Genomic DNA, 19,488 nt, shown 5'->3' on the forward strand with positions numbered 1-19,488 from the left:
CCCCGCGCCCCCCCCCCCCCGGCCCCCGGGGCCCTCCCCCCCGTCGGGCCCGGCCGCCGCCCACCCCCGGCGCCTCCCCCCCCCCCGGGCCCCCCCCCGCGACGGCGCAGCTGCGCCAACGCCTCTTCGTCCAACCGCCCGCCGCGGCCGGCCAGCTTGCCGCCGATCCGCTCGCGGTCCTCCGCCGTCTTGTTGCCGCCGAACTTGAACTTCGCGCGCACGCCCGTGATCGTGAACTCGATCCCGCGGATCCCCGGCAGCAGCCGCCGGTCCGGCGACTCGGCCGCCGCGCTCACCGGCGCCCGCGAGCCGTCCGTCTCGAAGTGCCGAAGCTGCTTCTCCAGCAACTCGGCTTTCGCCGCCGGGTCGTCGACCAGCCGGACGTCGCCTTCGAGCTGGACCGTCGCGTAGTACGACGTCGGGACGCCGAACGCCGGATCCGCGGCCGTGTTCCAGTCCGCGCGGATGTAGGTGTAGTCGTCGACCACCGTCAGCAGCGCTCGCGGGTGCTCTTCCAGCAGCGGCCAGATCGGGTTGGGGCGCGCCAGGTGCGTGACGACCGTGCGGTCGCCGTCGAACGCGAAGTGCGCCGGGGTCACCACCGGCAGGTCGCGGCCGGTGCCGCCGGCGATCAGCTGGCCGAAGTCGTGCCCGGCCAGCCACGCGCGCCATTCCGCGTCCGAAGCGGCGTCCCAGGGGTGGATCAGCATGACCCCAGTGTCACCACCGCAAGTGGCCTGGACGAAGGGCCATTATTGCGCTACTTCTGATGGCCACTTTCGGCGAGTTCGTCCTCGGCGAGGATCTCCGCGACCGACTTCCGGCGGGCCGGCGCCTCCGACGCGTCCAGCGCGCCGCCCGGCTTCAGCTCGCGGACGGTGAAGTACAGCCAGCCGAGCAGCGCCATCGCGCCGAACGCGATCCACTGCAGCGCGTACGACAGGAACGGCCCCGAGTCCGTCTGCGGCAGCGGCAGCGCGCCCAGCACGCCGGGCTGGCCGGCGTCGAGCTGGAAGTAACCCGGCCGGATGTCGAGCTTGCCCGCCCGCGCGACGACCTGGGAGTCGACGACGTAGCTCTGCAGCTTTCCGCCGGTCGACGCGTCGGCGAACGCGTCCCGGTTCTTCGGGTCGGTTTCGTCGCTGCGCACGCGCGCGGTGACCTGCACGGTCCCGGCCGGCGGCGGCGCGAACGGCAGCACGCCGGACTTGCTGTCGAGCCCGACGTACCCGCGGTCGACCAGCACGACCGTGCCGTCGGTCGTCCGCAGCGGCGTCAGCACCTCGTACGCGCCTTCGCCCTGGACCGTGCGCAGCCGCGCGATGACTTCCTTGTCCGCGAGGTACTGGCCGGTGATCGAGACGAGGTGCCATTCCGTGTGCGGCCCGGGCAGGCTCCCGGGCGGCAGCAGCTGCGTCAGCGGCACGGGCGCGGCGGTGAACGACGCCTCCAGCGCGGAGTTCTGCTGCTCGCGCTCGGCGTTGCGGCTGAACTGCCAGGGGGAGAGCAGCGTGAAGCAGCAGATGGCGAAGGCGAACACCACCACCGTCAGAGCCAGCCACCCGGGCTTGAGCAGGAACCGCAACCGCACCCCACCACGGTAGGCCGTGTCCCGCGCAGGCCGCCCGCCGACCTCCGCCGGGTGTGACCTTCAGCCGCGCGAACGGACCCAATCGAGCAAACCGGGCACCGCGCGTTCGATCATGCCGAGGACGTCCTCGAAGCCGTCGTCGCCGCCGTAGTAGGGGTCCGGGACCTCGGCCCCCTCGGGCGCCGACGGGTCGAACGACCGCAGCAGCCGCACCTTCGCCGGGTCGTCGACGCGGGCGCGAAGGAAGTCGTAATGCCCTTCGTCGGCGGCGAGCAGCAGGTCGGCGGCGAGGTCCTCGGCCGACACCTCGGACGCGACGTGCGAAGCCGGGTAGCCGTGGGCCTTGAGCGTCGCCCGGGCGCGCTTGTCGGCGGGCTCCCCGGCGTGCCAGGGCCCGGTACCGGCACTGGACACGCGGACGGCGTCACCGAGCCCCGCCTCCTCGAGCCGCGCGCGGAAGACGAGCTCGGCCATCGGGGAGCGGCAGATGTTGCCCGAGCAGACGAAGACGATGTGGGACACATCGCGAGCGTAACCGCCGGTTCACCCCGTCACCCGCTCGCTCGGCGGTACCCCGGCGCCGCGCCGGGCACCTAGCGTCGATCACGCGAGGACGCGAACCGGAAGGAGAGCGACATGCACGGGTGCTGCTCGAAGTGCACGGGTCAGGGCTGCGGCTGCTGCGGCAACTGCAACTGAGGTCCCGTCCGGCGCTCGCGGCGGCGGTGAGCCCGCCGCCGGAGCGCCCCTAACGGGTGAAGCAGGTCGCCGACGTCGCTTCGCGCAGCGCGCGGACGTGCAGGACGTCGAAGTGGTGGACCACGTCCGCGAGGCCCGCCGCCACCAGCTGGTGCACGGGGCACGAGCGGGACAGGCGCGCCCGGAGCGTCGCCGCCAGCTCGGTGAGCAGGCCGGCGTTCAGCTTGTCGATCACCGGCCGGAGCCGGCTCAGGTCGGGCCGCGTCGCCGGGACCTCCGACGGGTGCGCGTCCCAGCGCGCGTACAGCCCGCGCTGGACCAGCTTGTTCGCCTCGATCTGGGCGCGGAAGAACCGGACCGCGTCGGCCGGGTCGAGACCCAGGCCGGGCGCCTGCGCCGAGACCGAGTCGTAGATCTGCTGCTCGCGCACCGGGTCGTCGATCGGGGCCGGCGTGCCGTACTTCGCCGCCGCCACCTGGTCGGCGATGCGGACGCGCTGGGCCGCCAGGTCGGTGAGGTGCCACAGCGAAGCCGGCGGTGACGCCGAAGCGGGGACCGTGGCCAGGAGCAAGCCGGAGACAACTGCGAAGAGCACTGCCAGTACTCGCATGGCCCGCGACGGTACATGCGAAGATCCCCCGGTGCCCGCGCTTTCCGAAATCATCACCGCCCTGGAGCAGGCCTACCCGCCCGCGCTCGCCGAGTCGTGGGACGCCGTCGGCCTCGTCTGCGGCGACCCCGCCGAACCGGTCACGCGCGTGCTGTTCTGCGTCGACCCCGTCGCCGAAACCGTCGACGAGGCCGCGGATCTCGGCGCGCAGCTGATCGTCGCGCACCACCCGCTGCTGCTGCGCGGCGTGCACGGCGTCCCGGCCGACACCGCCAAGGGCGCGCTGGTGCACCGGATGATCCGCGAAGGCATCGCGCTGTACTGCGCGCACACCAACGCCGACTCGGCCGACCCCGGCGTCTCGGACGCGCTCGCGCACGCGATCGGGCTGCGCGTCACCGGTCCCCTGGAACCGAAGGCCGACGGCGTCACCGGCATCGGCCGCCTCGGCGAACTGCCCGAAGCCGAGCCGTTCGCGGTGTTCGTCCAGCGCGTCGCCAACGCCCTGCCCGCGACCGTGCCCGGCGTCCTTGGGGCGGGCGACGCGGACCGCCCGGTCCGCCGGGTCGCCGTGTCCGGCGGCGCCGGCGACTCGTACCTGAAGCAGGCCACGGACGCCGGGGTCGACGCCTTCGTCACCGCCGACCTGCGGCATCACCCCGCCGGGGAGCACCTGGCGAACCCCGGCGCCGTGCCCGCGCTGGTCGGGCTGACCCACTGGGCCAGCGAATGGCCGTGGTGCGGGCAAGCCTCGCTGGTCGTGGCGGAGGCGTTTGCGGGTAACGTCGACGTTCACGTCTCCACGCGGTGCACCGACCCGTGGACCGTCCGCGCCGAGCGCACATCGATTTAGAGGAGCACCGTGAAGGCCGAACCCGCCGTGCAGCGCCAGTTGCTCGAGCTCGCCAAGGTGGACGCCGAGCTCTCGCGCACCGCGCACCGCCGCCGCACCCTGCCCGAGCTGGCCGAGATCGACGCGGGGGAGAAGACCGTCCGCGAGCGCCGCGACGCGCTCGTTTCGGTGGAGACCGCCGCGTCCGACCTCGACCGCGAGATCGCCCGGCAGGAGAAGGAGATCGAGTCGGTGCGCGCCCGCGAGGACCGCGACCGCAAGCTCCTCGAGTCCGGCTCGGTCAATGCGAAGCAGATGACCGACATCGAGCACGAGCTGCAGACCCTGCAGCGCCGGCAGAGCGCGCTCGAGGACGACCTGCTGGAGCTGATGGAGCAGCGCGAGGCCCTCGGCCTGGACGCGCAGCGCACCGGCGCCGAGGTCGACAAGGCCGAAGCCGAGGTCGCGGCCGCCGTCGCCCGCCGCGACGAGGCGTTCAAGGACCTCGACACCACGCAGGCCCGGCGCGTCGAGGACCGCGAGAAGCTGGTGCCGCGCTTCCCGGAGCCGCTGCTCAAGCTGTACGAGCGCGTCCGCGAGCACAAGGGCATCGGCGCGGCCCTGCTGCGCGCCCGCCGCTGCGGCGCCTGCCAGCTGGAGCTGGACCGGAGCACGATCGCCGAGATCAAGGCCGCGCCGGAGGACGACGTCATCCAGTGCGAGAACTGCGGCGCGATCCTGGTCCGGACCCTGGAGTCGGGTCTGTGACCTCGCACGTCATCGTCGAAGCCGACGGCGGCTCGCGGGGCAACCCCGGGCCCGCCGGCTACGGCGCCGTGGTCCGCGACGCCGACGGCGAAGTCCTCGCCGAGCGCAAGGAAAGCCTGGGCGTCGTCACGAACAACGTCGCCGAGTACAACGGGCTCATCGCCGGGCTGACCGCCGCGGCCGAGCTCGGCGCGTCCACTGTGGACGTCCGGATGGACTCGAAGCTCGTCGTGGAGCAGATGTCCGGGCGCTGGAAGATCAAGCACCCGGACATGCAGCCGCTCGCCGAGCGGGCCAAGGAGCTGGCCGCGGGCTTCTCGCGCGTGAAGTACGAGTGGATCCCGCGCGCGGAGAACGCCCACGCCGACCGGCTGGCGAACGAAGCCATGGACGCCGCCACCGGAAAGCCCGCCACCACGCCGAAGCTGCCGACCCGCAAGCCCGACCGCGCGACCGTGGCGTGGACCGGCGCGAAGGGCACGCCGACCCGGCTGCTCCTGCTGCGCCACGGCCAGACGGAGATGTCGGCCCTGCGCCGCTACTCCGGCCGCGGCGACGTCCCGCTCACCGAGCTCGGCCGCGGCCAGGCCGCCGCGGCGGCGAAACGGCTGGCCGCGATGGACGGCCTGGTCGTCGACGGCGAGGCCGCCCCGATCGTCTCCTCGCCGCTGACCCGGACGAAGCAGACCGCGCAGGCCGTCGCCGACGCGCTCGGCGGCCGCGTCGAGACCCACCCCGGCCTCATCGAGACCGACTTCGGCGAGTGGGAGGGCCTGACGTTCGCCGAAGCGGCCGACCGCGACCCCGAACTGCACCGCTCCTGGCTCGGCGACAGCTCGGTGCCGCCGCCCGGCGGGGAGAGCTTCGACGTCGTGCACCGGCGCGTCCGCAAGGCCCGCGACGAGCTCATCGCCGAGCACGGCGGCAAGACGCTCGTGCTGGTCAGCCACGTGACACCGATCAAGACCCTGCTCCGGATGGGCCTCGACGCCGGCCCGCAGCTGCTGTTCCGGCTGCACCTGGACCTGGCGTCGCTGTCGATCGTCGAGTTCTACCCGGACGGGAACGCGTCGGTCCGCCTGGTCAACGACACCTCGCACCTGGCCTGACCGGTCGAAGTGTGGGGTGGATCACGCTCAACGGCGACGCGTGGCCACCCCCCGATGGGGTATTGGCTACAGTATCTCGACCGCGTCGCCGCGGTGGCGGGTCCGAGGCGTGGGCCCACTCAGGGGGCGCCAGCTCGCGCGTATCCCACCGGCAGAGGCCTGCGGGCGGAACAGTGACGAGGACATGACGGCTAGCGCACTCACCGAGACCTCCCAGAGCGACGACGTCCCCGGGGACCCCGCGCCCACCACGGTCAAACGCGGCTGGGGCGCGCGGCTGGCGCCGGTACTGGCCGTGCTCGCCGGCGTCGCGGCGGTCGCCGTGCACGCCGCCCGCTACGGCCACTGGATCGTCGACGACGCGGCCATCACCTTCTCCTACGCGCGCAGCTTCGCCGACGGCCTCGGCCCGGTGCTGCAGCCGGGTGCCCCGCCGGTCGAGGGCTTCTCCGACCCGACGTGGATGGTGCTGCTCGGCCTCGGCAAGCTCGCCGGCCTGTTCGACCACGGCCTGCTGTTCGGCATCCCGGACTACGTGCTGTTCCCGAAGGCGCTGGGTCTGCTGTTCACCGCCGGCATCCTGACGGCGTGCCACATCGCGGCGAAGCAGATCTTCACGCGCTTCGCGTGGCTCGCCACGCTGATCGTCGGCCTGACGCTGGCGACGATCCCGTCGTTCGTCATCTGGGTCGTGTCGGGCCTGGAGAACTCGCTGTTCGCGTTCGCCGTCGTCACGCTGGCGGTGACGCTGTTCGTCGCGGTGCGCAACGACCGCCTGCTGACCCCGAAGGTCGCGCTCTGGGCGGGCGTCCTGGTCGCGTTCGCCGCGCTGACCCGCCCGGAAGGCCTGATCTACGCGGGCGCGTACCCGCTGGCGGCGCTGGTCCTGCTGCGCGGCGGGCTGTTCTGGAAGAGCTTCCGGCTGGCGCTGCTGTCGGTGGCGGCGTTCGCCGTGCCGTTCGGCGCGTACGTCGTCTGGCGGCACGCCGAGTTCGGGCGGCTGCTGGCCAACCCGTCGGTGGCCAAGCAGCAGGGCCTGCCCGGGTTCGACGCCCTGAAGCGGCCGTTCGAGCTGGCGGGCTACGCCGGCTGGGCCGGCGTGGTCCTGCTGGTGCTGGTGATCGTGTTCGCGCTGGTCAAGGCGCCGTGGCGGCGGTCGCTGACCGCGCTGCTGGTGCCGCTGGCGCTGGGTGTCGTCGCGTACGGCGTGATGGTCGCCGACTGGATGTACCAGCACCGGTTCGCCAGCCCGGTCTGGCCGCTGGCGGTCCTCGCCGGGACGCTCTCGGCGGGCGAGCTGCTCAAGCACCGCCGCGCGCTGCTGCGGGTCGGCATCGTCGTGGTGCTGGTGGGCGCGTTCATCCCGTCGGCGGTCGGGTTCGCGGCCGCGGCGGACAAGTTCGCGAAGAACCCGAACATCACGGCGTGCCTGGTGGCCGACCGCTTCGGCCGCGGCTTCAACACCTACGCGGACATCCTCGGCATCCAGAAGGCGTCGCTGCTGCTGCCGGACCTGGGTGGCTCGTCGATGACCAGCCGCCTCGACCTGGTCGACATGGCCGGCCTGGTCAACAAGCCGATCGCCGACCTGGTCCACGACGGCGACCTCGCGGGTCTCCGCGACTACGTGTTCGACACGGTGAAGCCGACGTTCATCCACTCGTGGGGCCCCTGGGCAGCGGGCAACGGCATCGCGCTGGACCCGCGCCTGGACCGCGACTACGTGCTGATCTACTCGTCGCCGATCGAGGGCCTGCGCAACGGCGACTGGGTCCGGCGCGACGCGGTGACGGACCCGGCCAAGCTGAAGGCGGCCCAGGACTACGCGGCGAAGACGATCCCGGCCGTGGCGGCCGACCGGTTCGGCGGCCCGCTGGACGACTGCGGGCCGACGATGAAGCCGGGCCAGACCCTCTCGATGCCCGGCTGAGCCCGGGTCAGCTCACCAGACCCAGACTGAGCCACAACGCCACGGTCGCCGCGGCCAGGCACAGCGGTGTCGTGATCGCGCCCAGCGCGTGGAACGTCTTCGCCGAGGGGTGTGCCGGCAGCGTCCGGCGCCACAGCAGGGTGGCCAGCGAGCCCAGGTAGCTCGCGTTCGGGCCGATGTTGACGCCCAGCAGGACTGCCAGCAGCACGCCGGGCGCCGGGTGCGGGCCCAGCACCGAGAGCAGGATCAGCGTCGCCGGGAGGTTGTTGACCAGGTTGGCCAGCACGGCCGCCACCGCCGCCGCCAGCAGGAGGTCCAGCAGGCCCGTCGACGTCGGCAGGAGCGTGCGGAGCACCCCGCCGAGGAGGTGTTCCGAGACCGCCTCCACCACGACCGCCAGGCCCAGCACGAACAGGCACAGCTGCGGCGCCGCCTCGGTCACCAGCTGCCACGGCTTGATCTTGCCCGTCGTCAGGGCCCGGACGCCCAGGATCAGCGCCGCCAGCGCCGCGATCCAGACCGGCTCGACGTGCCCGAGCGGGCCGAGCCCGAAGCCCACCAGCGTCAGGCCCAGGATGACCAGCGCGAACGTCGGCGTCTCGAGGTGGCGGGCCGGTGACGCCGTTTCGCGCGGCTTCAGGTCGAGCGCGAAGAACCGCAGGAAGACCAGCAGTTCGATGGCCAGGGTGACCACCCACGGCAGCGCCATCACCGCCGTGAACCCGGCGAACGTCAGCCCCGACGCGCCGAACGCCAGCAGGTTCGTCAGGTTGGACACCGGCAGCAGCGTCGAGGCCGAGTTCGCCAGGTGCGCGCACGCGTAGACGTGCGGGCGCGGCGGCAGCTTGAGGCTCGTCGCCGTCGCGAGGACGACCGGGGTGAGCAGGACGACCGTGGCGTCCAGGCTGAGGATCGCGGTCGTCCCGGCCGCCGCGGCGAAGGTGAGCACCAGCAGCCGGCGCGGCTTGCCGTGGCACGCCTCCGCCAGCCGGTTGCCCAGCCACGCGAAGACGCCGTCCACACTGGCCAAAAAGGACAAAAGCAGGATCGCGGCGAGGAAACCGAGCGTCGGGAGGATCTCGACGGCCCGGTGCCCGGCCGCGGCGGGCTTCACCAGCCCCAGCAGGAGCGCCACGCCCGCCGCCGGCACCGCGGCCACCGCCTCCGGCCACCCCCGCGGCCGCACGATCGCGAAGACCAGCACGGCGACCAGCAGCGCCAGGCTCCCCGCCCCTGCCCAGAAGTTCACCGGCCCACGCTAATCGACGCCGGACCCGGGCTGGCGGGGGCGCCCCCGTTTTCCACGCTACCGGAAGGCACCGACAGTTCCGGCGGCCCGCGCTCAGACGCCGAGCGGCTCCGGAGTGGCGGCGCCCCGGGCGAGGTCCTGCTCCTTCGCCCGGATCACCGGCAGCACCTCCTTGCCGAAGTGCTCGACGTCCTCGAGGTAGTGCAGGAACCCGAGCAGCAGCAGGTTCGCGCCGCGCTTCTTGTACTCGATCGCCCGGTCCGCGATCTGCTCCGGCGTGCCGATCAGGCGGGTCCGGAAGCCGTCGTTGTACTGGACGAGGTCGTCGAACCCGGAGTCCGCCCACATGCCCTTCGAGTCCGAAGTGGACTTCCCGGCCTGCGCCACGGCCGACCGGAACCCTTCGACGGCCTCGACGTTCGCCTTGTCGACGATCTCCTTCAGGACCGCGCGGGCTTCGCTTTCCGACTCCCGCGCGATCACGAACCCGTTCAGTCCGAACCGGACGGTCCGCGCGTTCTCCCCGGCGTAGCCGCGAACCTCCGAGACCTGCTCGGAGAAGCCGTCGAAGTCCTTGCCGTTGCTGAAGTACCAGTCCGAGACGCGGCCCGCGAGCTTGCGCGCCGCCGTGGAGTTGCCGCCCTGGAAGATCTCCGGGTGCGGGGCCGCCACCGGCTTCGGCTTGATGTCGAAGTCGTGGATGCGGTAGAAGTCGCCGCGGAACTCGGCGTGGTCGTTCGTCCAGAGTTCGCGCAGCACGCGGATGAACTCCTCCGTGCGCCGGTAGCGTTCGTCGTGCTCCAGCCACGGTTCGCCCAGGCCGGTGAACTCGCCCTTGAACCAGCCGCTCACCACGTTCACCGCCGCGCGGCCACCCGAAATCACGTCGGCGCTGGCGATGAACTTCGCCAGCACACCGGGGTGCCACAGTCCGGGGTGGACGGCCGCGATCACCTTGAGCCGCTGCGTCGCGAGCAGCAGCGCCAAGCTGAACCCGGTCGACTCGTGCTGGTACGCGGCGCCGTAGCTGGCCGTGTAGCGGACCTGCGAGAGGGCGTACTCGAAGCCGCTGTTCTCGGCCAGCACAGCCAGATCTCTGTTGTACTCGTAGCCCCAGTCCGTCCGCTGTTCGATGTCGGACGTGACGAGGCCACCACTCACGTTCGGGACCCAGTAGGCGAATTTCAACGGCTCTTCGAGCGACATGGCCCGAGTAGAGCAACGACCCCGGATCGGGTCAACGACCGTCCACGCGGTGGGAAGACTTCGCCAGTGCCCCGCCGAGTTCCGCGCGCCCGGGGATGCCGAGCTTGCGGTACGCCCCCGACAGGTGCAGCTCGACCGTCCGCCGCGTCAGGTGCAGGGCGGTCGCGATCTCGCGGTTGGTCAGGCCCTGCGCGGCCATCACGGCGATGCGGTTCTCCTGCCGCGTCAGGCCGTGCTCGTTGTCCTTCGCCGGCGTCAGCGCGCGCCGCGCGGAACGCAGTTCTTCCGCCGCCCGCCGGGCCAGCGGGCGCGCACCGCAGTGCTCGCTCAGCTCGACGGCCTGCCGCAGCGTCTCGATGGCCTTTTCGGACTGGCCGTGCCGCGCCTGCAGCGTGCCGAGCTCGGTCAGCGCCGTCGCCAGCTGCAGCCGCGCGGGGGACGAGCGGAGCGTCGTGATCGCCTTGTTCAGCGCCCGCTCGGCTTCGTCGTCTTCGCGGACGAGCCCGATGGTCGTCAGCGCCGTGCCCAGCGGCCGCGCCGCGCCCCAGCGGGCCGCGGTGTTGATGTCTTCTTCGGCCAGCCGGGCCGCGTCGTCGGCCTGGCCCAGCGCCAGCGCCGCCCGCGCCGCGTGCGCGCGCCAGGGCACGAACCCGGGGAACCGCATGCCGTGGTGCGCGAGCCGCCGTCCGCAGCTGAGCAGGTCCTCGAAGCCGAAGCGCGTGTACCCGGTCGCGACGCGCAGGCGGCCGCGCGCGTAGAGGAGGTAGGTGTGGGTGAACAGGCCCTGACTGGCGACGAAGTCCATCCGGTCCAGCAGCGACGTAGCCGCCTCGAACCGGCCGAGGTCGACCCAGCACTCGACGAGCTTCGCCGCGCACAGCACACCGACCGGGCACGTCGTGGTGCCGCCGCGCTCGTCGAACCGGCGCAGCAGCGACTCGAAGTGGACACTCGCCCGCTGCAGGTCGCCGCTCGCCTGCAGGGCGATCCCGCGGGCCAGGGTGGGCAGCGCGCCGTGCGGCACGTGCACGTCCCACGGCTCGCGCTCGACGTCGAGCACGCGGCACAGGCGGTCGACGTGCGCCGGCTCGTCCGCGAGCACCGCCGTGGCGAGGGTGAAGAAGTAGTGCTGCTCGAACAGCTCGGGGTCGTCGCCGGTCAACGCGTCGGCGAAGTGCCCGACCGCGTCCGTCGCCGATTCCCCGCTGCGGACGGCGTCGAGCGCGAGCAGCGCGGAACGGCCGCGCTGCGCGGCCGGGTCGGTCAGCGGCGCCCACTGCTCCTCGAAGTCGCGGAACTCCGGCGGCGGGCCGAGCCGGCTGCCCGCCTCGGCGAGGTAGGTCATGCACAGCAGTGGCCACACGGCGTCGGGCCCGCCGGCGTCGAGCCGCGCGGCGATCTGGCCGGCCGCGCTGATCGCGAGCCGGGCGTCCTGGCCGCCGCAGAGGGAAAGCAGCATCGCCGAGGCGATGAACGCGGCCGTGTCGCGGCTGCCGATCGTGTCGACGGCTTCCCGCACCCGCTGCGCGGCGGCGGGCGGGTCGAGCTGGAACTCCGCGTGGGCGAGCTGCAGCAGCACGGCGACCCGGCGCCCGGACGTCAGCCGCTCTTCGAGCGCCCGGCGCAGGTGCCGCGCGGCCAGCTCGGGACGCCCGGAGAACACGGCGTTGCGCGCGCTCAGCCGCAGCACGTCCACGCCCCACGGGATCCGGATCGACGTCGCTTCCAGCAGGTGCGCGGCGACGCGCTCGGCCGGTGCGCCCGTCTCGGACAGCAGCTTCGCCGCGCGCGCGTGGTTGACCGCCCGCGTGGTCCGCGGCATGTCCTTCAGCACGGAGTTGCGGACGAAGGACAAGGTCAGCTCCGGGCGGCCGCTGTTGTGCAGCAGGTGCAGCCGGACCATCGTGTCGATCGCCTGCAGCGCGTCGAGCTCGTCGACGCCGGCGAGCTGGGCGAGCAGGTCGAACTCCGCGTCCTCGCCGAGGATCGCGGCCGCGTGCAGGATCGCCGGTGCGTGCGGGAACTCCTGCATGCGCGTGTGGAGCACCTGGCCGATCAGCGACGAGCCGAGCTCGTGCGGGTCCGCGCCGGGCAGCAGCCGCGGCCGCAGCGCGTTCAGCAGGTACGGGTTGCCGCCGGTCGCTTCGCGGCAGGCTGTGGCGAGCTCGCCCGGGGCGAGGCCGAGGATCTCCGCCGCGGCCGCGTCGCCGAGGCCGTTGAGGGCGATCGTCGCGGGCGTGCAGCCCGCCATCTCCAGCAGCGCCACCTCGCGGTGCGGTGGGTGGCCGGTGAGGGAGGTCAGTATGATCAACACCGGCAGGTCGAGCACGCGGTGCCGGATGTAGGCGAGGCAGCGCATCGACCAGGCGTCGGCGAGGTGCACGTTGTCGATGCCGAGGAACAGCGGCCCCCGCTCGGTCGCCTCGCGGACGATGCGGAAGAAGCGTTCGAGGGCTTCGGCCTCGCCGGCGGGCCCGCACTCGGCGGCGAGCGGTTCCCGCGGGCGCGGCGAGCCGGTGGTTTCCTCCAGCGCGTACGCGAGCTGGCGGGCGAGCCCGCCGGACAGGTGGCTCTCCAGCCGTGACCCGGTGGCGGTCGCGACGGTGAAGCCCGCGTCCGCGGCCAGGGCCGCGGCGGTGTGGAGCGTGGCGCTCTTGCCCATGCCGAACTCGCCGACCAGCACCGCGCTGGCCGCCGTGCCGCCCCGCACCACGGGGAACAGGCTGGTCAGGCGGCTGAGCTCGGGTTCGCGGCCGGGGAGCCGCGGGGCGGGGCGCTTCGGTACCGAAGGCCCGCTTACGGGGTGCTCGGAATTTACTTCGGTATCCACCGTAAGGACTTTCATGTTGGGTTGGGGCAGACTACTGGAAACCGGCCTGCCACGGGAGATCCCGCAGGTCACGGCCGGTACCGGCCACCACCTGAGCAGGGGAGACGATGGACGCAGCGGATGCGAACCAGGTCCTCGCGACGGCCGGCCGGGCAGCGCAGACGACGGTCACGGCCACGCCGAGCGCCAGGAGCAGGAGCGCCCCCGTCACCGGCCCCCGCCGGCCGGAGAAAGCGCACGGCTTCCGGCGCCGGGCCGCACCGTCGCCCGGCGGCGGGTAGCTCCCGGACGGCGGGCCGCCCTCGGTGGGGCCTCCGCCCGGCAGGTAGCCGAGGCGGGCCGCCTGGGCCAGCGCCCCGGTCACCGGCTGGAAGCCGGCGACGAGGTCCTGGCAGCGAGCGCAGTCCCGCAGGTGCGTTTCGAACTCTTCCGGATCGTCCAGGACGCCGAGCTCGTAAGCCGCGGCGTCGCGGTGCTTCCCCTTCATCGCACCGCCACTTCCCCGAGCGCCTTCCGCAATTGCCGCATCGCCGTGTACAACCGCGATTTCACCGTTCCCTCGGGAATTCCGAGAATTGTTGCCGCCTGCCTGACCGTGTTTCCGGCGAGGTAGGTCTCGGCGATGACGGACTGATATTTCTCATCCAGTTCCGACAATGCGCGGCTAATCGTTAGTGCGGCTAACGAACTGTCCGCCCGGTCGGCTGACTCGGCGTTTTCCGGGATCTCCAGAGCGACCTCCTGCGGGCGGACCCGGCGATTTCGCCAGCCGTCGATGACGATCCGGCGCGCCACCGTGAGCAGCCAGCCGCGCAGCATTCCGGGCTCGCGCTCGAGCGTGTCCGAGTGCTGCCACGCGCGGATCATGGTCTCCTGCACGACGTCTTCGGTCCACTGCCGGTCGTGGTTGGTCAGGGCCAGTACCTGGGAAAACAGGGTGGCGCGGAAGTCCTTGTACAGCAGCGGGACGAGGTCGTCGCCGATGTCGGGGCGCGCGTCGACCGCGGTGGCGGACGAGACGGATCCGACGTGGCCGCGACATTCTCTGCCCAGTGCTTCCATAAAGCTCGCAACCTCACCTGACTGGCGGACCGTGGGGCCTCCGGAGCGTAGCGCAAAAACACTTAATAGGCCATATGCATTAGTTTTGCGAACGCCATTAACCGAACCGCTACGACGACCGCCGACGGCCGGTTCAAATTGTGTCTTGTGATGCAAGTCACAGTCACTAAAAGGTGACGGCGAGAACCGCGTCACACCTTCCCCGCGTAGCTGGAGGTAAGGACTGCTTCGCGAAGGGACATCGGTGATGCCGCTCCGATTCGTGGCACTGCTGGCTGCCACGGCCGCGCTCTTGGTAAGCGCTGTCTTTCCCGCGTCCGCCGGCGAACTGCAGCAGTCCGACCGCGCCTTGCTGACGCGCTTGAAGCAGCACGCGCTGTGGGCCGGCCCGGCGAGCAGGCTCGCCGCCGGGCGGGCCACGAACCAGCGCGTGCGGGCGGTCGCCGGCCGCATCGCCGACGACCAGGCCCGCCTCGACGTCGCCCTGCGCGCGGTCGCCGACCGGCTCGCGGTCACCCTCCCCGCCGAACCCACCGAGCAGGAACGCGCGTGGGCCGGCGAGCTCGCCGCCGACTCCGGCGACGCGTTCGACCAGGCCTACGTCAACCGCCTGCGCGCCGAGTACGGCTCCCTCTTCTCGCTCGCCTCCGAGGTCCGCGCGGGCACCCGCGACGACGACGTCCGCGCGTTCGCCCAGACCGCCGTCGACTCCGCGCTCGGCCACCTGACGCTGCTCGAGAGCACCGGACTGGCCCAGACCACTTCCCTGCTCGTCTCCGCCACCGAGGACGACACCCTCGGCGGCGGCGACCTCGTACTCGGCGCCGTTTTCGTGGCCGTCGCCGCCGTCGCCACGTTCGGACTGCTCCGCCTGCTCGGAACCCCCGGCAGGACCCAGCCGCGCACCCGGAGGTAAGCCGCCCATGTCCTTGTCCGCCGCGCTGGTCCCGGTGTCGCCGCACGACACCGGGATCGCCGAGGCCGCCGCGCTGTCCGGCCGCCTGACCTACCTCTGCCTGTGCCTCACCCTGTGCTGGGGCGTGCTCGCCGCCACCGGCTGGGTCCGCCGGTTCGGCGGCCAGGAGGCGCTGCGTGCCGGCCACTTCCTGCTCGCCGCGTTCACCCTCGCGACCGGCACGGTGCACGGGCTGACGTTCCTGTTCCTCGAGGACGACCCGTTCGGCGTCGCCGACCTGCTCGTCCCCTTCTACGACGGGACGCCGAGGCACGCGCTCGGCATCGCCGGCCTTGAGCTCGTCGTCGCCGTGTCCGTCACGGCCGGCCTGCGCCGCGGGGCCCGCGAAGGCCGCTGGCTCCGCTTCCACCAGCTCGGCTACCTCGCGATCGCGCTGCTGGCGGTGCACGCCTGGCTCGGCGCGATCGCGAGCGGCCACCTGGCGGTCGTCTGGCTCGCCGGGATCACGCTGCTGGTGCCCCCCGTGGTGCTGTCGGCCCTGCAGGTGCTGCCCACGTCGGCCCTCGTGCGGGCCGGGCTGATCGAACCGGAGCCCGAAGCCGCCTCGCTGCGCGTCGACGTCGACAGCCACCGCTGCCACTCCTACGGCGTCTGCCAGTCCGAGGCCCCCGGCGTCTTCAAGCTCGGCCGCGACGGGCAGCTGGCGTACGAGAAACGGCCCGGTGCCGGGGAAACGCCGAACGTCCGCGCGGCCGCGCGCGCCTGTCCCATGCGAGCCATCCACCTGTTGGGAGCCACCCGATGAGCGAACGCATCGTCATCGCCGGAGCCGGTCTCGCCGGCCTGCGCGCCGCGGAACGGCTGCGCGAGCTCGGGTTCGACGGCGAGGTCGTCGTGTTCGGGGCCGAGCCCGACATCGCCTACCACCGCCCGGCGCTGTCCAAGAGCCTGCTCACCGGCGCGGTCAGCCGGGCCCAGACGCTGCTCGCCGACCCCCTCGAAGTCGACGCCGAGTGGTACTTCGACTCCCCGGTCACCGCGCTGTCGCCGCACCGGCAGGTCGTCCACCTGCGCGACGAGGAAGTCCGCTACGACGGCCTGATCATCGCGACCGGCGTCGAGCCGCGGCGGCTGCCGGGCGCGCCGCACGGCCACCCGCGGGTCGTCGTGGTCCGGACCCTTTCGGACACCACGGCGCTGCAGCGCGCGCTGGCCGGCAATCCAGGGCCGGTCGCCGTCGTCGGGGACGGCTTCATCGGCTGCGAAGTCGCTTCGAGCCTGCGCGAGATGGACCGCGACGTCGTCCTCTTCGGCCGGTCGCGGGCGCTGCTGGCCGACGTCCTCGGCCCCGACATCGGCGAGTGGCTCACCGCGCTCCACACCGCCCGCGGCGTCCGGCTGGAGCTCGGCACCACGATCCGCCGGTGGCGGCCCGGGCCCACGTCCGTCGGCCTCGAGTTCGCCGACGGCCGGGCGCTCGACGTCGCCTGCGTCGTGGTCGCCGTCGGCAGCGTCCCGGCCGTGTCCTGGCTGCGCGGCGCCAAGCTGCCGCTCGACGACGGCGTCGTCTGCGGGCCCACCTGCCACGTTCTCGGCTCGGACACGATCGTCGCGGCCGGCGACGTCGCCCGCTGGCCCAACCTCCGCTACGACCCCACGCCCCACCGCGACGGGCACTGGCTCAACGCCGTGGAGATGAGCCGGGCGGCCGCGGAGAACCTGCTGGCCGGGCCGCAGGGCTCGCCGGCCTACACGCCGGTGCCGCGGTACTGGTCCGAACAACACGGGGTGCGGATCCAGGTCGCCGGCCGTCCGATGCTCGGCACGGACACGGTGCTCCTGGAGTCCCCGGTGCCCGGCACGCGGCCGATCACCGGCTTCGTCCGGCACGGCAGGCTCATCGGGCTCGTCGGCCTGGACAGCCCCGCCGCGGTCCTGCACTGGACGGCCGAGCTGGCCCGCCAGCACCCGGCGCCGTCGATCGCGCCACCCCAGCGGCCCCCGGAAGCCGTCCGGCCACGTCACCACAGCCGCGCCGCGGCGGGGTACTGAGCCCTCGCCGAGGCAGACCCACCCGGCCGCGGGCACTGGGCTACCATCTGCTCCGCGGACGAGCCGGCAGGGCGGCCGCGAGCCGGGGCGACCCGGCTCGAGGAAAGTCCGGACTCCACAGGGCAGGGTGGTTGCTAACGGCAACCCGGGGTGACCCGCGGGAAAGTGCCACAGAAAACAGACCGCCACGGCCCGCGAGGGCCGGGGTAAGGGTGAAACGGTGGTGTAAGAGACCACCAGCGTCCCGGGTGACCGGGGCGGCTGGGTAAACCCCACCCGGAGCAAGGCCAAGAGGGAGCCTTCGGGCTCCTGCGCAGGCGTTCGAGGACGGCCCGTCCGAGCCTGCGGGTAGGCCGCTGGAGCCTGCCGGCGACGGCAGGCCGAGATGGATGGCCGCCGCCCCGGGAGCCGCGAGGCGACCGGGGAACAGGATCCGGCTTACATGCCGGCTCGTCCGCCCACGCCCGTCGTGAGTGTCCAGCGCGGTTGGAACCGCCCTGGACACTCACGACCGTCAGGCGTCGCCAGCGGTGGTTACCCGGTAGTAGGGTGCCGCTATGGCGGGTGACGAGAAGCGGTTCAAGTCGGCCTTCGATTCCTTGCACGCTCTGGCGTACTTCGCGCCCGAAGTGGACGAAGCCCTCACCGGCATCGGGCTGCGGCCGGGGCGGATGCCGTACTTCGCCGGGCGGTCCGCGGCCATGGGCCCCGTCGGCCCCGAAGTCGTCGCCGCCACCTTCTACAACTTCAACCCCGAGGTCGTCGCCCGCGTGATCCCGCGTGCCTGGACCCTCGCGACGCCGGAGCAGGTCCTCAAGGCCCGGCTCGAAGGCGTCGACAAGGCCCTGACCCGGCTCATCGGCGAAGGCGAGCTCAAGAGCGACCAGGTCGTCGAGGCGGCCGAACTCGCGCGCGAAGCGAGCGAAGCGTGCACGGGCGAAGGACGTCCGCTCTACGCCGCGCACGCCGGGCTGGACTGGCCCGAGCTGCCGCACCTCGCCCTCTGGCACGCCATCACGCTGCTTCGCGAGTACCGCGGCGACGGCCACATCGCGGCGCTCGTCCTCAATGGCCTGAGCGGCGTGGAAGCGCTCGTCACGCACGTCGCCACCGGTGCCGGCTTCACCGTCGACTCGGCCAAGCTGACGCGCGGCTGGAGCGACGAGCAGTGGACGGCCGCCGAGCAGGGTCTGCGCGACCGCGGGGTCCTCGACGGCGAAGGGGCGCTCACCGACGAAGGTGTCGCGGTGCGTGACCGCGTCGAGGTCGCCACCGAAGCCGCCTCGAAGGCGCCGTGGGACCACCTCGGGCCGGAAAAGACGGCTCGGCTGGAGGAGCTGTGCCGCGACCTGACCCGCCGGGTGGTCGCGGCCGGGGCCTTCCCTGCCGGTGTCTTCGCCCGGCGCCGGAGCTGACGACCAAGATCACGCTATGTAGTGAAAATCGCGTGAGGTTTTGAGCGCCCTGTGACGGACGGCGGCGGCCGGCAAGATCGACATGGCCGCCGACCGGCCGAATGGCCGTCACACAACGGACTCATGCGACAGGGCCGTTCGGGTCATGTCACACTGTTCCAGGCCGCACAACGGCCACGGCGCAAGTACCCACAGTGAGCAAATCCCGGGCAATGGGGTGAGTTCGTCAGCACACTGAGAAGTATGGGTGCCCGGGCTTTAACCCGAGGGCCCTTGCCGCGATGATGGTGGGCGTGGAGTTTTCGTGTGCCGTGCGCGCCACACCGGTTGACAAGCCAGCCGTCATCTACGCAGCGCGCTTTGACCACTACCCCTCGTAGCCTCCATGATGTTGTTCGAAGCACCGCCTGAGCCAGAGCCGCGCGGGCCCCACCGCGCACCGGGAGTATCACGATGACGACCTTGACCACCCTCGACACGCTGGCCGCCAACGGCGAGCTGGGCACCGGCAACGTGCGCCAGTGGCTGCTCGACAACATCATCCCCCTGGTGCTGCTGGCCGTCGCCCTCCTGCTCCTCTGGCTGGGCGGTGGCAAGGGCGACAACGCGGGCGTCATGCGGCGCCTGGCCGGCGTGGTCATCGCGCTCGCGATCATCGGGCTCGCGGTCAGCGGCGCCGGCGTGAACGTGGGCCAGTGGATCGCCGGCCTGTTCACGGGCTGAGGCGGACGGCGTGCGCATCAGGACCGACGACGAGGTTTACCGGGTCGACGCCGTGTGGCTCGGCCCGCCGAAAGCGACTTTTCCCTGGCGGGCCCGCTACGTGGCGTGGCTCATCGGCATCCCGGCGTTCTTCGTCGTGCTCGGCGTCGAGCGCTGGGCCGGGTGGAGCTTCGGGTTCTTCTCGACCGCGTGGGCGTTCGTCGCCACCATCGTGATCACCCGGCTGCTCACGGCCAAGATCAGCCACGAGCGCCCGCTCGGCGCCGTGGTCGCGATGGCCGGACGCGAGCTCAACACCCCGAGAGAGGTGACCACGGGCACCGGCGGCGCGGTCAGCGCCAGCCGCGTCCGGGTACGGGCCGAGCGCCCGCTGCCGAAGCACCGGCGGAGGCGGCAGTACCAGCACCACGGCGGGCCGCCGGGTGCTGCCTTCACCCAGGGAACACCACGAGCGCGCCGGAGCCGCGGCAACGCGGCTCGGGCCGGGAGGTAGTCG

Annotated in this window: 18 protein-coding genes, 1 other RNA gene and 1 pseudogene; 11 read left to right on the plus strand and 9 right to left on the minus strand. The window is 72.5% G+C overall.

Annotation, left to right across the window (positions count from 1 at the left end; translation table 11 throughout):
* Positions 1–95: 95 nt before the first annotated feature.
* The 4 genes and pseudogenes from ACWEN0_RS45780 to aroQ all read right to left on the minus strand — a co-directional run.
* A pseudogene (locus ACWEN0_RS45780) lies at positions 96–710 on the minus strand (FMN-binding negative transcriptional regulator); the annotation flags it as partial.
* Between the two features lie 50 nt (positions 711–760).
* Positions 761–1,591 (minus strand): SURF1 family cytochrome oxidase biogenesis protein, encoded by an 831-nt coding sequence (locus ACWEN0_RS45785; RefSeq protein ID WP_451987720.1) that lies wholly within the window; start codon positions 1,589–1,591, stop codon positions 761–763.
* A gap of 60 nt (positions 1,592–1,651) precedes the next feature.
* The gene (locus ACWEN0_RS45790; protein WP_451987722.1) at positions 1,652–2,113 is read right to left on the minus strand and encodes a low molecular weight protein-tyrosine-phosphatase; all 462 of its coding nucleotides are present in this window, start codon (positions 2,111–2,113) and stop codon (positions 1,652–1,654) included.
* A 226-nt stretch (positions 2,114–2,339) separates the two neighbouring features.
* Positions 2,340–2,900, minus strand: a complete 561-nt coding sequence (gene aroQ / locus ACWEN0_RS45795; RefSeq protein WP_451987724.1) for a gamma subclass chorismate mutase AroQ — start codon at positions 2,898–2,900, stop codon at positions 2,340–2,342.
* A 31-nt stretch (positions 2,901–2,931) separates the two neighbouring features.
* Between aroQ and ACWEN0_RS45800 the strand changes: the two genes are divergently transcribed.
* The 4 genes from ACWEN0_RS45800 (at position 2,932) to ACWEN0_RS45815 (ending at position 7,539) form a co-directional block, all read left to right on the plus strand.
* Complete coding sequence (locus ACWEN0_RS45800; protein ID WP_451987726.1) at positions 2,932–3,753, plus strand: Nif3-like dinuclear metal center hexameric protein; 822 nt, start codon at positions 2,932–2,934, stop codon at positions 3,751–3,753.
* A 9-nt stretch (positions 3,754–3,762) separates the two neighbouring features.
* Complete coding sequence (locus ACWEN0_RS45805) at positions 3,763–4,500, plus strand: zinc ribbon domain-containing protein (protein WP_451987728.1); 738 nt, start codon at positions 3,763–3,765, stop codon at positions 4,498–4,500.
* Positions 4,497–5,609 (plus strand): bifunctional RNase H/acid phosphatase, encoded by a 1,113-nt coding sequence (locus ACWEN0_RS45810; RefSeq protein ID WP_451987730.1) that lies wholly within the window; start codon positions 4,497–4,499, stop codon positions 5,607–5,609. Before ACWEN0_RS45805 ends, ACWEN0_RS45810 begins: the two co-directional genes overlap by 4 nt.
* A 184-nt stretch (positions 5,610–5,793) precedes the next feature.
* A complete protein-coding gene (locus ACWEN0_RS45815) occupies positions 5,794–7,539 on the plus strand; it encodes a hypothetical protein (RefSeq protein WP_451987732.1) in 1,746 nt (581 codons plus the stop codon).
* A gap of 7 nt (positions 7,540–7,546) precedes the next feature.
* Here ACWEN0_RS45815 and ACWEN0_RS45820 read toward each other — a convergent pair whose 3' ends face one another.
* The 5 genes from ACWEN0_RS45820 to ACWEN0_RS45840 all read right to left on the minus strand — a co-directional run bounded on the left by ACWEN0_RS45820 (position 7,547) and on the right by ACWEN0_RS45840 (position 13,886).
* On the minus strand, positions 7,547–8,788 hold the full coding sequence (locus ACWEN0_RS45820; RefSeq protein WP_451987734.1) for an SLC13 family permease: 1,242 nt from the start codon (positions 8,786–8,788) through the stop codon (positions 7,547–7,549).
* A 93-nt stretch (positions 8,789–8,881) separates the two neighbouring features.
* Positions 8,882–9,994, minus strand: coding sequence for a dimethylsulfone monooxygenase SfnG (sfnG, locus tag ACWEN0_RS45825; protein ID WP_451987736.1), 1,113 nt, complete (start codon positions 9,992–9,994; stop codon positions 8,882–8,884).
* A 31-nt stretch (positions 9,995–10,025) separates the two neighbouring features.
* Positions 10,026–12,824, minus strand: a complete 2,799-nt coding sequence (locus ACWEN0_RS45830) for an AAA family ATPase (protein ID WP_451987738.1) — start codon at positions 12,822–12,824, stop codon at positions 10,026–10,028.
* A 31-nt stretch (positions 12,825–12,855) separates the two neighbouring features.
* A complete protein-coding gene (locus ACWEN0_RS45835; protein ID WP_451987740.1) occupies positions 12,856–13,311 on the minus strand; it encodes a hypothetical protein in 456 nt (151 codons plus the stop codon).
* Complete coding sequence (locus tag ACWEN0_RS45840; protein ID WP_451987742.1) at positions 13,308–13,886, minus strand: sigma-70 family RNA polymerase sigma factor; 579 nt, start codon at positions 13,884–13,886, stop codon at positions 13,308–13,310. Before ACWEN0_RS45840 ends, ACWEN0_RS45835 begins: the two co-directional genes overlap by 4 nt.
* Before the next feature lie 247 nt (positions 13,887–14,133).
* Between ACWEN0_RS45840 and ACWEN0_RS45845 the strand changes: the two genes are divergently transcribed.
* The 7 genes from ACWEN0_RS45845 (at position 14,134) to ACWEN0_RS45875 (ending at position 19,485) form a co-directional block, all read left to right on the plus strand.
* Positions 14,134–14,802, plus strand: coding sequence for a DUF4142 domain-containing protein (locus ACWEN0_RS45845; protein ID WP_451987744.1), 669 nt, complete (start codon positions 14,134–14,136; stop codon positions 14,800–14,802).
* Positions 14,803–14,809: 7 nt separating this feature from the next.
* Positions 14,810–15,607, plus strand: a complete 798-nt coding sequence (locus ACWEN0_RS45850) for a ferredoxin (RefSeq protein ID WP_451987746.1) — start codon at positions 14,810–14,812, stop codon at positions 15,605–15,607.
* Positions 15,604–16,854, plus strand: a complete 1,251-nt coding sequence (locus ACWEN0_RS45855) for an NAD(P)/FAD-dependent oxidoreductase (protein WP_451987748.1) — start codon at positions 15,604–15,606, stop codon at positions 16,852–16,854. Before ACWEN0_RS45850 ends, ACWEN0_RS45855 begins: the two co-directional genes overlap by 4 nt.
* A 59-nt stretch (positions 16,855–16,913) precedes the next feature.
* Positions 16,914–17,311: RNase P RNA component class A (gene rnpB / locus ACWEN0_RS45860), an RNA gene on the plus strand.
* A gap of 100 nt (positions 17,312–17,411) precedes the next feature.
* Positions 17,412–18,269, plus strand: coding sequence for an SCO6745 family protein (locus ACWEN0_RS45865; RefSeq protein ID WP_451987750.1), 858 nt, complete (start codon positions 17,412–17,414; stop codon positions 18,267–18,269).
* 453 nt (positions 18,270–18,722) lie between these two features.
* Positions 18,723–18,992 carry a hypothetical protein gene (locus ACWEN0_RS45870; protein WP_451987752.1) on the plus strand — a complete coding sequence of 90 codons (270 nt, stop codon included), beginning with the start codon at positions 18,723–18,725 and terminating at the stop codon, positions 18,990–18,992.
* Positions 18,993–19,002: 10 nt separating this feature from the next.
* The gene (locus tag ACWEN0_RS45875; RefSeq protein WP_451987754.1) at positions 19,003–19,485 is read left to right on the plus strand and encodes a hypothetical protein; all 483 of its coding nucleotides are present in this window, start codon (positions 19,003–19,005) and stop codon (positions 19,483–19,485) included.
* Positions 19,486–19,488: the final 3 nt, after the last annotated feature.

This window comes from Amycolatopsis sp. NPDC004378 (assembly GCF_053602455.1).